Genomic DNA, 12,504 nt, shown 5'->3' with positions numbered 1-12,504 from the left:
GGACGCGTCTTCTAACCGCCGGAGACACCGATCTCGGCGCCGGAGAGTTCAAGATCAAGACCGCAGCTGTCGGCCAGCCAGCCTTCGGGCAGCGAAACCTTGCCGCGAGGTGATCCCTGCCGACCGCGCGGTCGGCCGAGGACCTCCGCCGGGTACGGCAGCGCAGGATCGAGCCGGGCGAGATGATCATCGAGCTCGGCGAAGCTGGAGACCGTACCCAGGTCGTGGCGGATGTCGCCGCCGACCGGGAATCCCTTGAAGTACCAGGCCATGTGCTTGCGCAGGTCGGTCAGTCCGCGCTGCTCCCCCATCAGTCCGGCGAGCAGTTCGGCATGCCGACGGACCATGATCGCGACCTCACCGGAACTGGGCAGCCGTTGGCCGGGACGACCAGCGAACGCATCGGCGAGATCGCGGAACAACCACGGCCGACCGAGACAGCCGCGGCCGATCACCACACCGTCGGCTCCGGTCTTGTCGATCATGGCCAGCGCATCCGCAGCCTCCCAGATGTCACCGTTGCCGAGCACCGGGATCGTCACGTGATTCTTCAACGTGGCAATGGATTCCCAGTCGGCCTGCCCGGAGTAGGACTGCTGGGCGGTCCGACCGTGCAGGGCGATCGCGGCGATGCCGGCCTGCTCGGCGATCCGTCCGGCGTCGAGGTAGGTCAGATGATCATCATCGATGCCCTTGCGGGTCTTGCAGGTGACCGGGACACCGTACGGTTCGGCCGCCTTGACCACCGAGCGCAGGATCGCCTCCAGCAGATCACGCTTCCAGGGCAGTGCCGCTCCTCCGCCCTTGCGCGTCACTTTCGGCACCGGACAGCCGAAGTTCATGTCGACGTGCCCGACCCCGTACTCGCCGCAGAGGATCTTGGCCGCCTCGGCCATGTAGTACGGATCGGTGCCGTAGAGCTGCACACTGCGGGTGCTCTCCCCCGGATCGAACTGCAGCATCCCCAGGGTCTTGGCGTCCCGTTCGACGATGCCGCGGGAGGTGATCATCTCGCAGACATACAACCCGGCACCCTGTTCGCGACAGAGCTGCCGGAACGCCGCGTTGGTGATGCCGGCCATCGGGGCCAGCACCACCGGTATGTCGACGGTCAGGCTGCCCAGCTGAAGGGGTCGGGTCTGCGGTCCTTCGACCACGGAGACCAAGATCAGCAGCCGATCAGCTTGGGTGCCAGGAACTCCACCACCTTGTCCAGGCTGACGCGTTCCTGGGTCATGGTGTCACGCTCACGGACGGTCACCGCATCGTCGGTGAGGGTGTCGAAGTCGACGGTCACGCAGTACGGCGTACCGATCTCGTCCTGACGGCGGTAGCGGCGGCCGATCGCCTGGGCGTCGTCGAAGTCGACGTTCCAGTGCTTGCGGAGCTCGGCGGCAAGATCGCGAGCCTTCGGCGACAGCTGCTCGTTGCGGGACAGCGGCAGCACGGCGGCCTTGACCGGGGCCAGCCGCGGATCCAGCTTGAGTACCGTCCGCTTGTCCACGCCGCCCTTGGTGTTCGGCGCCTCGTCCTCGGTGTACGCGTCGACCAGGAAGGCCATCAGTGACCGGGTGACACCACCGGCCGGCTCGATCACGTACGGCGTGTAGCGCTCACCCTTGGCCTGATCGAAGTAGGAAAGATCAACACCGGAGTGCTTGCTGTGCGTCCCGAGATCGAAATCGGTGCGGTTGGCGATGCCTTCCAGCTCACCCCACTCGTTGCCGGTGAACTCGAAGCGGTACTCGATGTCGACGGTCCGCTTGGAGTAGTGCGACAGCTTCTCCTGCGGGTGCTCGAAGAGCCGCAGGTTGTCCCGGGCGATACCGAGGTCGACGTACCAGTCGGTCCGGGTATCGATCCAGTACTGGTGCCATTCCTCGTCGGTGCCGGGCTCGACGAAGAACTCCATCTCCATCTGCTCGAACTCGCGGGTGCGGAAGATGAAGTTGCCCGGGGTGATCTCGTTGCGGAACGACTTGCCGGTCTGCGCGATGCCGAACGGCGGCTTCTTGCGGGCCGCGGTGACCACGTTGTTGAAGTTGAGGAAGATCCCCTGGGCGGTCTCCGGCCGCAGATAGTGCAGCCCGGACTCGTCCTCGATCACGCCCAGATAGGTCTTCAACATCATGTTGAAGTCGCGCGGCGGCGTCCACTTGCCCTTGGTGCCGCAGTTGGGACAGTTGACCAGCTCCAGCGACACCGTGTCCGGATCCTCGATGTCCTTCTTGGCGGCGTAGGCCTCCTGCAGGTGGTCGGCGCGGAAACGCTGATGACACTGCAGGCACTCGACCAGCGGATCGGTGAAGACGCCGACGTGGCCGGAGGCGATCCAGGTCTGCTTGGGCAGGATGACCGCGGAGTCCAGACCGACGATGTCGTCGCGGCTCTGCACCATCGCCTTCCACCACTGGCGCTTGATGTTCTCCTTCAACTCGACGCCGAAGGGCCCGTAGTCCCACGCCGAGCGGGTGCCGCCGTAGATCTCACCGGACTGGAAGACGAATCCCCTGCGCTTGCACAGGCTGATGACGTCGTCGAGCTTGCTCTTGGCCACGAATACTCTCTCCACTGTGAGCGGACACCCGGCTGGCGCCCGCACTCCTCCCCCTCAGGCTAATTGATCGCCCCGTACCGGCGCGAAGTCAAAACCACCCGCCGAGTTGCTCAGAGGGTGAGGTCGTCGGGGTCGATGTAGGCCGACGGCTCGTCGACGGCCTCCGACAGCAGGGGTGCGACGGTCAGTTTGGCCTCATACGATCCCAGCCCGCGCCGATAGGAACCGACATTGCGCCACCGGGTGGTGATGGTCCACAAGTCCGGTTCGTCGGTGTTGCGGCCGAGGTCGGCGGACCGGAAGCCGTCCGCCGACGACAACACCTCGATCGCGGCCCGGGCCTGGCCGACGAAGCCCTCGGTACGCTCCGGCGGCACCCGGAACCGGCTGATCACGATCACCGGGTGATCCTTCCACACCCGCTCAGCCCGAACCTGGCCCGGCAGCGAGCTCGACGGATCCGGTTTGACTTTCACCCCATCCCTATTGAAAATGGTTTTCATGACAGTCTTCCCGCGCGCGCTCGGCGCCTTGCTCAGCATGTCGGCTCTCCTCCTCGTCACGGCATGTGGTGCAACGGGCGGTGCGAAGGCCGACGGCTCGCAGTCCGGTCAACTGACGATCGTCGCCGGCTTCTATCCGCTGCAGTACGTCGCCGAGCGCGTCGCGGGAACCCATGCCTCGGTGCAGAGCCTGACCAAGCCGGGCGCCGAGCCGCACGACCTGGAGCTCACTCCGAAGCAGGTCGCCAGCGTCTCCACCGCCGATCTGGTGCTCTACGAGAAGCATTTCCAGGCCGCCGTCGACGACGCGGTCGCCCAGAGCGGCAACGATCACGTGCTGGACACCGCGACCGTCGTACCGCTGGAGGACCACGGCCCGCTCGGCGAGGAGGAGCACGAGCACGGCGACGAGCACTCCGAAGGAACGACCAATCTCGATCCCCATGTCTGGCTGGACCCGAACAACATGATCAAGATCAGCGATGCGGTGACCGCTGCTCTGACCAAGCAGGATCCCGACAACGCCGCCGACTACACCAAGAACGCCGCCGCCCTGACCGACGACCTGAAGGGGCTCGACTCCGCCTACCGCAGTGGACTGAAGAGCTGCCAGCGTACGGAGTTCGTCACCTCCCACGCGGCCTTCGGCTACCTGGCCGAACGCTACGATCTGACCCAGGTCCCGATCAACGGGTTGAGCCCGGACAGCGAGCCGTCACCGGCCCGGATCGCCGCCGTGCAACAGGAGATCACCAAGCACAAGGTGACAACGATCTTCTACGAGACACTGGTCTCCCCCGCCGTCGCGAAGTCGATCGCCGGCGACCTCAAACTGAAGACCGACGTGCTCGACCCGATCGAAGGGATCACCGACCAATCGAAGGGCAAGGACTATGTTGCGGTGATGAAGTCCAACCTCACTGCCCTGCAGAAGGCCAACGGGTGCAGCTGAGATGACGATCCTGGAGGACGGCGTGACCGACAACGGGCTGGACCCCGCCGGCCGGGCCGAGGAGGTGCTCGGCGCCACCGACGTCTCGGTCGAGCTCGGCGGGCTCCCCGTGCTGCGCGGCATCTCGATCTCGGTGCACGCCGGCGAGACGGTCGCCCTGCTCGGTGGCAACGGCTCCGGCAAGTCCACCCTGGTCCGGGCGTTGCTCGGGCTGACGCCGTTGCGCCGTGGCACGGTCAGCATGTTCGGCCAGCCGCTGAACCGGTTCCGGGACTGGTCGGCGATCGGCTACGTGCCGCAGCGATCGACCATCAATCTGACCCGGGCCAAGGTCGGCGAGATCGTCGGCTCCGGGCGGCTCGGTCACCGGCCGCCGTTCCTGCCGCCGCGCGCCCAGGACCGTCGAGCGGTCCGTGACGCGCTGCAGGTGGTCGGCCTGGAGGATCGGATCAACTCCGAGATGCAGCATCTGTCCGGTGGCCAACAGCAGCGGGTGCTGATCGCCCGCGCATTGGCCGCCGAACCCCGGCTGCTGGTGTTGGACGAGCCGACCGCGGGCGTTGACCTGGAACACCAGAAGCTGCTGGCCGGTGTACTCACCGAACTGCTGCGCCGCGGGATGGCGATCCTGGTCGTGCTGCACGAGATCGGCCCGCTCACTCCGCTCGTCGACCGGGCCGTGGTGCTCCGGGAGGGGCGTGTCGTACACGATGGGGAGTTGCCGCGATCGTCCACCGAGTTCGGTGATCATCACCGTGAGCATGGCGGGCACGAGGTGGACGAGACCGCCGATCCTTCGACAAGCTCGGGCCCCTTCGCTACTGATCTCGATCCGGCGTCGACGCAGCAGTCGGCGCGCGACGGAGGTCACCCATGATCGAACTGCTGCGGTATCCGTTCATGCAGCGGGCTCTGATCGCTGCGCTGCTGACCGGTCTGATCGCCCCGGCAATCGGTTCCTACATCGTGCAACGCCGGCTCAGCCTGCTCGGCGACGGTCTCGGCCACGTGGCGATCGCCGGCGTCGGGCTGGCACTGTTGACCGGAACGGCGCCGATCCCGGTTGCGGTCATCGTCTGTGTCGCCGGCTCGGTGCTGGTGGAAGTACTGCGCCAACGGGGCAAGGCCACCGGTGACGTCGGACTGGCGATCCTCTTCTACGGCGGTCTGGCGACCGGCGTGCTGATGTCGGCGTTCGCGGGCGGCGGCACCGGTGCGTTGTCCCAGTACCTGTTCGGATCCCTGACCACCGTCACCTCCTCGGACCTGGTCCTGATCACCGTGCTCGCGGTCGTCGTGCTGGTGCCGACCGTCGGCCTGGCGCCGCAGCTGTTCGCGGTCAGCGCGGACGAGGACTTCGCCCGGGTGCTCGGCCTGAAGGTGCGGCTGTACAACATCGTCGTGGTGGTGCTGGCCGCGATCACCGTCTCGTTGTCGATGCGTACGGTCGGTCTGCTGCTGGTGAGTGCGCTGATGGTGGTGCCGGTGGCCGCCGCCCACAATCTGGTGCCGGGCTTCTATGCCGCACTCGGCACGGCGATGGTGATCGGTGTGGTCGTCGCGGTCGGTGGAGCCGCCGGATCCTTCTATGCCAATGCCGCGCCCGGCGCACTGATCGTGGTGCTGGCGATCGTCGTGTTCGCGATCAGCTGGCCGGTCTCGGCGCTGCTGCGACGACGCCGACGAGAACCGGTGGTGTTACCCGAAACCCCTGCCCCGGCAGGGATCCCGACGCCCCACGTGCTGGCCGGCACTCATCAGCACACCCATGGCGACCCGGACTGTGATCACCCGTCGGTCACCCACGGTGATCATGTCGACTACCTGCACGACGGACATCGGCACGCCGTCCATCGCGATCATTACGACGAGCACTGAGGGGGCAGATGATGAACCAGATCAGAGAACCCGAGTCGGCAGCACCGCAACGTCGGACCAGGCAGCGGGCCGCCGTCGACAAGATCCTGAACGCCGCCTCGGACTTCCGCAGCGCCCAGCAGATCCACGACGAGCTCCGGCACTCCGAGGAACGCGTCGGGTTGACCACCGTCTACCGGACCTTGCAGTCGATGACCGACAGCGGTGAGCTGGATGCGATCCGCAACGTCGACGGCGAGATGAGCTACCGGCGTTGTTCCGGCGGTCACCATCACCACCTGGTCTGCCGCAGCTGTGGCCGTACGGTCGAGGTCAGTGGCCCGACCGTGGAGAAATGGGCCAACTCGATCGCCACCGAGCACGGTTTCCGCGACGTCAACCACGAGCTCGAGATCTTCGGTACCTGCTCGTCCTGCTGATCATCCGCCCGACCGGCGGTGGAGTTTCCGGTACGCGGTCACGCCGTCCAGACCAGCGTGTACCGCCAGAACGGGCCGGTCCGCACCTGGACCCCAGGCAGAACGTTCGTGGCAACGGCTCTGATCTCGGCAAGCGACTCCGTAGCGGGTCGGGCCGGCGCGATCGCCGACTGTGGCGACGCACCGTCGCCGCGCGGATGAGCCAGCATCCCGACGAGTGGATTCAGCAAGATCGAAATGAGTGACCACAGTCCCGGGCTGTCGCGCGACAGTCCCACAACGACGAGGCGGCCGCCCGGATTCACCAGCGCCTTTGCGTCGACCAGGGTCCGCTGCAAGGGCAGATGGTGCAGGACGGCGACGAGGGTCACCAGATCCCACGTACCGGATGGTCGGTCGTCGAACGATGCCTGGCATACCTGCACGCGTGCGTCGTCAGCGAACCGACTCTGCGCCACCTCGGCGGCCCGCTTGTCCAACTCGATTCCGGTCACCCGGTCAAGGACCGCCAGAGCCATCTCACACCAACGATCCTTCGACGACACACTCCAGAAGCTACCTGTCCAGAGCCCGCCGCTCCCGCTGATCACTCGCCGTGTTCGATCTTCAACCGGTGCCAGCGGCGTCTACCGATCTGTAGGACTGCGCCGGTCGCCACTGCGACCTGAGCAAGCGGGTCCTGATGCTGTCGGCCATCGAGGCGGACTCCACCGCCGACGATCAAACGGCGGACGGCGGACCGGGTCAGGTCCGGGCGTGCCGCAGCCACCAAGTCCAGCATCGTCGGCCGCAGATCGGTGACGGACAGTTCGGGAATGCTTTCCGGCAGCCTGCGCTCCGAGAAGACATCAAGGAACGTCCGCCGCGAACGTGCCGCTGCGAGCAGGCCGTGGTACCTGGTCACGATCGCCTCGGCAAGCTCGAGCTTCGCGTCGCGTGCGCTTCCGCCGCCGCGCGCGGCCCGGCGAGCCAGGTCTTCGACCTGCTCACGGGGAAGCTCGGTGTAGACCGTCGCCCAGGTCTCGATCAGCTCGTCGTTGAGGGTCATCAGGCGACCGAACTGTTCATCGGCGCTCCGCGCTAGTCCGACGTAGTTGTTCAGCGACTTCGATTGCTTGGAACCGCCGTCCAGGCCGGGAGTGATCATGCTGGTGATGACGGTCTGCGGAACCTGTCCGTGCTTGGACTGCAGGTTCCGTCCCATCGTTTCGTTGAACAATTGGTCGGAGCCGACGATGGTGACGTCTGATTTCAAGGCAACGCTGTCGTAGCCCTGCAGTACCGGGTAGATCAACTCATGCATGGCGATTTCACGATGGTCCCGCAGTCGCTTCTGGAACATGTCCCGGGCCAGCAACTCGCTGTGCGTCACCATGCTGAGCTGCCCGATCAGATCGGTGATTGTCATGGGGTCGTACCACTCGGAGTTGCGCCGGATCTCCAGCACGTCGGGGTCGTTGCGAAGCACCAGGGTCACCTGCTCCAGGAAGGCGCTGGCGTTTCGGTCGATCTCGTCCTCGGTCAGCACCGGACGGGTCGTGTTTCGGCCGGTCGGGTCTCCGATCCGCGTCGTCGTATCGCCCAGCAGGAACACCACGACATGACCGAGATCCTGCAGGTAACGCATCATCCACAGGTTCACCGCGTGCCCGAGATGCAGATCGGGTGCCGTGCAGTCGACGCCGAACTTGATCCGCAGCCGTCGACCGGAAGCGAGCCGGTCCCGAAAGTCGTCACGTCCGAAGATCTGATCGGTTGTTCGACTCAAATGGTCGAGGACCTGGTCGGGCGTGGTCATGGAGTTCTCCTTCACGTCACGAGCGAAGAACTCCCAGCAGCATTCCTCGCCCTGAAAACGAAGAAGGTGAGAACCGGATGGTCCTCACCTTGGGCTCTGGGATGTGCCGAGACTTGATCAGCGACGCACGCGGGCACGACTCACACCAGAGCCGTCCCTATACGCGAAGCCATGCAGCATGGCGCTCAGCCTAGACCAGAGGCTCATGACTGTCTCGGAGGTATGCACTACCCAACGGCTGAATGAGATCGTGGGGATGATGAGGTCGTTGAGCCGACCGTGGAGAAGTGGGCGACCTCGATCGCCACCCGCGCACGGCTTCCGCGACGTCGATCACGAGCTCGAGATCTTCGGCACCTGCTGGTCCCTTCTGAACGTCGGTGCCGCTCGACTCGTCCTGTCGACCACCGAGGTGGCTACCTCGTCCGGCGAGAGGTAGGTCGTGTCGACGACCGGCAGGCCGAGTGCCCGGTAGTTGGCGGCATCGCGCAGCACGTCGTCGATGTCATCTGGTTCGTTGCGCGCAGTCAGCCGCTGCCGACGTACCTCGTCGGAACAGTCCAACAGGAGCCACGAGCCCGTGGGCCAATCGGCCAGCTCGGCCGGGGTGCAGACTCCGAGCAGCACCAGATCCACCGGAAGGATCGCGTCGACGACGGTCCGGACCAGACGCCCGTAGGGTTCCCAGGTCCGCGGGGTCTGAGGGATCGGAGCGCCGGCGAGGTCGCCGGCCGGCTCCATAAGGGCATCCCAATCCAGCACCACCCGGTCGGGCATCAGTCGACGCAGCCTCGGGATGATCAGACTCTTGCCGGAGCCGGGCGCGCCGAGGACATAGTTGATCATGACCGACGATGCTACCCGGGGGGCAGTCCGAGGGTCGTCGGCTTTTCCACCGGGCGCAGCAGGGCCACCCGCAGCTGCGGATGACGGAGTTCAGAACAGCGGTAGGGCGTTTTGCTGCCGACTTCCCGAGACGCCGGTCAACCGGAACGCGACCATGATCAACAACACCGGCCGGTCGGCCGCCTGGACACCACTGGACGTGATCATCTCCCGGCAGTGTCGGCGCAGCACATTCCGATCACGGGTGGCGGTCGGCAACCTGCGCTCGGTGCTCCACTGACCGCGGTCGGCGTAGGTCACCTGCACGTCGATCCTGTGGGTGACGGCCTGCCCGTCGTGCGACTCCGCGAGCCGCTGCAACGCCAGGTCGATCACGCCGTCGGCGTGAGCTTGGATGTCGGCCCAGCGACTCGACGGGCGCATCGCGGTCCGGGAAGCCGACACCGTACGCCGCGGACCGAGTTGGCGGACCGTCGCGTCGTCGGTGCCGTCCCGGATCGACAGCAGCCGGCGCGCCATCGCCGTACCGACCACGGACCGCAACCGAGCCTCGTCGTAGCCCTCCAGCTCGGTGAGCCTGGTGACGCCGGCATCGGCGAGCCGGTTGGCCGTAGTCGGCCCGACACCCCACAGGTCGTCGATCGTCAGCGTCGCCCGGAGACGAGCCTCCTCGGTCCCGGTGATCACCAGCAGGCCATCGGGTTTGGCCCGGCGGGAGGCCAGCTTGGCCAACAGTTTGGTCCGTGCCACACCGACCGTCACCGGCAGCCCGAGCTCGTCGCGGGCCGCTGCCCGGATGGCCGCGGCGGTGGCCACCGGGTCGGCGTCGCCGGGGTCGATGAACGCCTCCTCCATCGACCCCGGCTCGACCTGAACGGCGAACCGCCAGAACAGCCCCATCAACGCTTCACCGGCCGACTGATAGTCGGCCTGAGGTGGTAGCACCACCAGTTCGGGGCACAGCTTGAGCGCCTGCCGAAGCGGCATCGCGCCACGCACGCCGCGGGCCCGTGCCGGATATGTCGCCGACATCACGATGTGGGTCGCGACCGCGACCGGCCGGTCGGCCAACTCGGGGCGACGCTGCAGCTCGACCGACGCGAAGAAGCAGTCCGCATCGGCGTGCAGGAGGCTCATTCCTCCAGCGTGCCGCGGACCTCAGACACCCGCTCGGCCCTGAGCACAGCGTCCAGCATGCTCATCAGCTGCGCGACGCGACTGTTGGCTGTCGTTGCGACCGGATAGCGGCAGAGGACATCAATCAGCACCGGCGTCGCGCGCTCGGCCGCTCGGTTGATCACCGACTCTCCGGCGGAGTGATCATCGGCAGCGTTCAGCTCGGCGACTCGTGCCGCACTGGCAGTGGCTCGCAGGATGTGGCCGACCTGGCTGGCCTTCGCGATCGGGTGCAGGTAGGCGGCCGACGCCGCATCGCCGGCGGAACGGGCAGCCAACGCCACCATCTCTGTCGTTGCGTCCTTCGCGGCTCGATGGGCCTCCAACGAGGTGACGCGCTGCAGCTTGGTCCGCTGTGCGCCGTTGATGAATTCCCACGCCGCTTCGACAGCGGACCGCGGACGATGATCACCGGGTACGGCATCCTCGAAGATGGGAAGGACTTCTTCGGCGCTCTCGGTGGCGAAGCGAGCCACGACCCGCAACTCGTCCATGGTCAATTCGAAGTCACCGACCGCCACGCTTGCCATGCCGCGATCCTGCCATCCGTCCTACCCCGCCAGGAATCGGTTCACCCTCTAGACTTGGCGGCGATGACTCACGATGCCGAGGGCGCAGCGCCGGTGCCGGTCGCCCGGGCCAGTGACGCCGAACGCGAAACGGCCGCCGAACACCTCCGGACGGCGGTGGCCGACGGGCGCCTCGACCTGACCGAACTGGACGAACGGCTGACCGCGGTCTATCAGGCCAAGACCCGCGCCGAGCTGGCCACGGTGACCCACGATCTCGAGCCCGGCGTGCTGGAGACCAAACCGCTGACCTTGCGCACCAAGAGCGGCTCGTTGCGGCGGACCGGGAGCTGGACGGCTCCGGTCGAGATCGTCGCACAGTGCACGTCCGGTTCGATCAAGATCGACTTCACCGGAGCCCGCGTCCCGCAACGGGAGGTGACCGTGCACGCCACGGCGAAGTCGGGAAGCGTCGTGCTGGTCGTCCCCACCGACTGGGCCGTCGTGATGGACGACGTCACCAGCGGTAGCGGCACCATCACCAACAAAGTCGCCCAGCGCGACCCGACCACGGCCAGCCACACGGTCCGGGTGGTCGGTTCGGTAGCCTCCGGCGTGATCAAGGCACGCTACCCGCGGCGCAGCTTCATCGACTGGCTGCTCCGCCGCCCGCACTGACCTCAGGGTTCGGGATGGAACCGGACGTGCTGTTCGGCCAGTCGACCGTCCTGCGCCCAGCGCAGCCGCATCGCCCCGGTCCCGCCACGGGACCAGGCGAAGGTGATCACCGATGATCCCTCCTGATGCCGGGAATCCAGCACCCGCAGGGTGTCGTCCGGCGGATTGTCCCGGTACGCCGTGGCAATCGCGTTCCGGCCCCGGAACGGACCCGGCCCATCTCCGTCGCCCAGCCCGGCGAAGCTCAGCACCGCATCGTCGGCGAAACGCTCGAGGAACGCCGCCCAGTCGCCGTCGCCGATCGCGGCGTTGAAGATCTCGATCAGGGCTGCAGCCTGGGCCTGTTCGGCGGCGTGCCGGCCGTCGCCGGTCGCGTTCGGGATCGCGCCGCCGTAGCGACGTTCCCGGGACGCATACAGCTCGATCGCCCGCCACAGGTCGCGGCGATCGAAGTCCGGCCAGAGTTGATCAAGGAACACCAGCTCGGCGTAGGCGGACTGCCAGAGCAGGAAGTTCGAGGTCCGCTGCTCACCCGACGACCGGACGAAAAGATCGACATCGGGAATCTCCGGCTCGTCCAGGAACCGGCGGAAACGATCTTCGGTGATCTTGTCCGGATGGAGCCGGCCGGCAGCTGCCTCGGCAGCGATCCGTCGAGTCGCATCGACGATCTCCGCGCGGCCTCCGTAGTTCACACAGAATTGCAGGGTCAGCACGTCATTGCCGTCGGACTGCTCCTCGGCCGACTCCAGTTCGTTGATCACGCTGCGCCACAACCGGGGTCGGCGACCGGCCCAGCGGATCCTCACCCCCATCGCGTCGAGCTCGTCGCGGCGGCGATGGATGACGTCCCGGTTGAAGCCCATCAACCAGCGCACCTCGTCGGGCGACCGGCGCCAGTTCTCGGTGGAGAACGCGTAGGCCGACAGATACTTCACCCCGACCTCGATGGCGCCCTCGATCACGTCGAACAGTGACGCCTCCCCCGCGGCGTGCCCGTCGGTCCGCGGCAGGTTGCGCGCCTTGGCCCAGCGGCCGTTGCCGTCCATCACGATTGCGACATGTTGCGGCAGCTTGTCGGCCGGGATGGCCGGCGGCCGTGCGCCGGACGGATGCGGCTTGGGTGGCTCGACCTGCCCAGGTCGAGGTGAACGACGACTCTTCGGTTCTCGTCTCGGCACGGCGACG

General features: G+C 66.7%; 14 protein-coding genes and 1 pseudogene. 5 read left to right on the top strand and 10 right to left on the bottom strand.

Translation table 11 applies throughout. The features are described 5' to 3' along the window. Nucleotides 1–11: 11 nt before the first annotated feature. The 3 genes from dusB to BLU38_RS23915 form a co-directional block, all read right to left on the bottom strand. Nucleotides 12–1,166, bottom strand: a complete 1,155-nt coding sequence (gene dusB, locus BLU38_RS23925; protein ID WP_407939623.1) for a tRNA dihydrouridine synthase DusB — start codon at nt 1,164–1,166, stop codon at nt 12–14. A gap of 2 nt (nt 1,167–1,168) precedes the next feature. Further along, nucleotides 1,169–2,557: a glycine--tRNA ligase gene (locus BLU38_RS23920; protein WP_231920011.1), complete on the bottom strand. Its 1,389-nt coding sequence runs from the start codon at nt 2,555–2,557 to the stop codon at nt 1,169–1,171. A gap of 110 nt (nt 2,558–2,667) precedes the next feature. Continuing rightward, nucleotides 2,668–3,060 carry an antibiotic biosynthesis monooxygenase family protein gene (locus BLU38_RS23915; protein ID WP_231920010.1) on the bottom strand — a complete coding sequence of 131 codons (393 nt, stop codon included), beginning with the start codon at nt 3,058–3,060 and terminating at the stop codon, nt 2,668–2,670. On the opposite strand from BLU38_RS23915, the gene BLU38_RS23910 reads away from it, so the two are divergent. The 4 genes from BLU38_RS23910 to BLU38_RS23895 are packed head-to-tail and all read left to right on the top strand — an operon-like array spanning nt 3,059 to nt 6,309. After that, a complete protein-coding gene (locus BLU38_RS23910) occupies nt 3,059–4,012 on the top strand; it encodes a metal ABC transporter substrate-binding protein (protein ID WP_231920009.1) in 954 nt (317 codons plus the stop codon). The two genes, BLU38_RS23915 and BLU38_RS23910, sit on opposite strands and share 2 nt — an antisense overlap. Nucleotide 4,013: 1 nt before the next feature. After that, nucleotides 4,014–4,889: a metal ABC transporter ATP-binding protein gene (locus BLU38_RS23905; RefSeq protein WP_091528175.1), complete on the top strand. Its 876-nt coding sequence runs from the start codon at nt 4,014–4,016 to the stop codon at nt 4,887–4,889. Next, on the top strand, nt 4,889–5,890 hold the full coding sequence (locus tag BLU38_RS23900; RefSeq protein ID WP_407939716.1) for a metal ABC transporter permease: 1,002 nt from the start codon (nt 4,889–4,891) through the stop codon (nt 5,888–5,890). Before BLU38_RS23905 ends, BLU38_RS23900 begins: the two co-directional genes overlap by 1 nt. A gap of 8 nt (nt 5,891–5,898) precedes the next feature. After that, nucleotides 5,899–6,309 carry a Fur family transcriptional regulator gene (locus tag BLU38_RS23895; RefSeq protein ID WP_269458134.1) on the top strand — a complete coding sequence of 137 codons (411 nt, stop codon included), beginning with the start codon at nt 5,899–5,901 and terminating at the stop codon, nt 6,307–6,309. Nucleotides 6,310–6,347: 38 nt separating this feature from the next. Here the strand turns inward: BLU38_RS23895 and BLU38_RS23890 are convergent, their stop codons facing one another. The 5 genes from BLU38_RS23890 to BLU38_RS23870 all read right to left on the bottom strand — a co-directional run bounded on the left by BLU38_RS23890 (nt 6,348) and on the right by BLU38_RS23870 (nt 10,659). Beyond that, nucleotides 6,348–6,827: a class I SAM-dependent methyltransferase gene (locus BLU38_RS23890; RefSeq protein ID WP_091528172.1), complete on the bottom strand. Its 480-nt coding sequence runs from the start codon at nt 6,825–6,827 to the stop codon at nt 6,348–6,350. 68 nt (nt 6,828–6,895) lie between these two features. Next, nucleotides 6,896–8,107, bottom strand: a complete 1,212-nt coding sequence (gene tyrS, locus BLU38_RS23885; protein ID WP_091533029.1) for a tyrosine--tRNA ligase — start codon at nt 8,105–8,107, stop codon at nt 6,896–6,898. 333 nt (nt 8,108–8,440) lie between these two features. Beyond that, nucleotides 8,441–8,953: a DEAD/DEAH box helicase family protein gene (locus BLU38_RS23880; protein ID WP_091528170.1), complete on the bottom strand. Its 513-nt coding sequence runs from the start codon at nt 8,951–8,953 to the stop codon at nt 8,441–8,443. Between the two features lie 90 nt (nt 8,954–9,043). Next, complete coding sequence (locus tag BLU38_RS23875; protein ID WP_091528167.1) at nt 9,044–10,090, bottom strand: Y-family DNA polymerase; 1,047 nt, start codon at nt 10,088–10,090, stop codon at nt 9,044–9,046. Continuing rightward, on the bottom strand, nt 10,087–10,659 hold the full coding sequence (locus tag BLU38_RS23870) for a putative immunity protein (protein WP_091528164.1): 573 nt from the start codon (nt 10,657–10,659) through the stop codon (nt 10,087–10,089). The genes BLU38_RS23875 and BLU38_RS23870 overlap by 4 nt, the downstream gene beginning before the upstream one ends. Nucleotides 10,660–10,722: 63 nt before the next feature. Here BLU38_RS23870 and BLU38_RS23865 point away from each other — a divergent pair, with 63 nt between their 5' ends. Then, nucleotides 10,723–11,316 carry a DUF1707 SHOCT-like domain-containing protein gene (locus BLU38_RS23865; protein WP_091528162.1) on the top strand — a complete coding sequence of 198 codons (594 nt, stop codon included), beginning with the start codon at nt 10,723–10,725 and terminating at the stop codon, nt 11,314–11,316. A 2-nt stretch (nt 11,317–11,318) separates the two neighbouring features. Here BLU38_RS23865 and BLU38_RS31865 read toward each other — a convergent pair whose 3' ends face one another. Together BLU38_RS31865 and BLU38_RS23860 are read right to left on the bottom strand one after the other, a co-directional pair. After that, nucleotides 11,319–11,699, bottom strand: coding sequence for a nuclear transport factor 2 family protein (locus BLU38_RS31865; RefSeq protein ID WP_331715086.1), 381 nt, complete (start codon nt 11,697–11,699; stop codon nt 11,319–11,321). Continuing rightward, nucleotides 11,691–12,497: pseudogene (locus BLU38_RS23860) on the bottom strand (isoprenyl transferase); the annotation flags it as partial. The pseudogene BLU38_RS23860 and the gene BLU38_RS31865, both read right to left, overlap by 9 nt. Nucleotides 12,498–12,504: the final 7 nt, after the last annotated feature.

It is taken from the genome of Microlunatus soli, assembly GCF_900105385.1.
GTDB classification, from domain to species: Bacteria; Actinomycetota; Actinomycetes; order Propionibacteriales; family Propionibacteriaceae; genus Microlunatus; species Microlunatus soli.
The sequence above is the reverse complement of the archived record's forward strand: the minus strand, read 5'-3'. Positions and strand labels throughout refer to the sequence as shown.

Excerpts from the sequence above, each read along its gene's own strand:
- BLU38_RS23865 (WP_091528162.1), top strand. The coding sequence starts at position 10,723 with ATGACTCACGATGCCGAGGGCGCAGCGCCGGTGCCGGTCGCCCGGGCC.
- BLU38_RS23870 (WP_091528164.1), bottom strand. The coding sequence starts at position 10,659 with ATGGCAAGCGTGGCGGTCGGTGACTTCGAATTGACCATGGACGAGTTG.
- BLU38_RS23910 (WP_231920009.1), top strand. The coding sequence starts at position 3,059 with ATGACAGTCTTCCCGCGCGCGCTCGGCGCCTTGCTCAGCATGTCGGCT.
- BLU38_RS23890 (WP_091528172.1), bottom strand. The coding sequence starts at position 6,827 with ATGGCTCTGGCGGTCCTTGACCGGGTGACCGGAATCGAGTTGGACAAG.
- BLU38_RS23905 (WP_091528175.1), top strand. The coding sequence starts at position 4,014 with ATGACGATCCTGGAGGACGGCGTGACCGACAACGGGCTGGACCCCGCC.
- BLU38_RS23875 (WP_091528167.1), bottom strand. The coding sequence starts at position 10,090 with ATGAGCCTCCTGCACGCCGATGCGGACTGCTTCTTCGCGTCGGTCGAG.
- BLU38_RS23895 (WP_269458134.1), top strand. The coding sequence starts at position 5,899 with ATGATGAACCAGATCAGAGAACCCGAGTCGGCAGCACCGCAACGTCGG.
- tyrS (WP_091533029.1), bottom strand. The coding sequence starts at position 8,107 with ATGACCACGCCCGACCAGGTCCTCGACCATTTGAGTCGAACAACCGAT.
- BLU38_RS23915 (WP_231920010.1), bottom strand. The coding sequence starts at position 3,060 with ATGAAAACCATTTTCAATAGGGATGGGGTGAAAGTCAAACCGGATCCG.
- BLU38_RS23880 (WP_091528170.1), bottom strand. The coding sequence starts at position 8,953 with ATGATCAACTATGTCCTCGGCGCGCCCGGCTCCGGCAAGAGTCTGATC.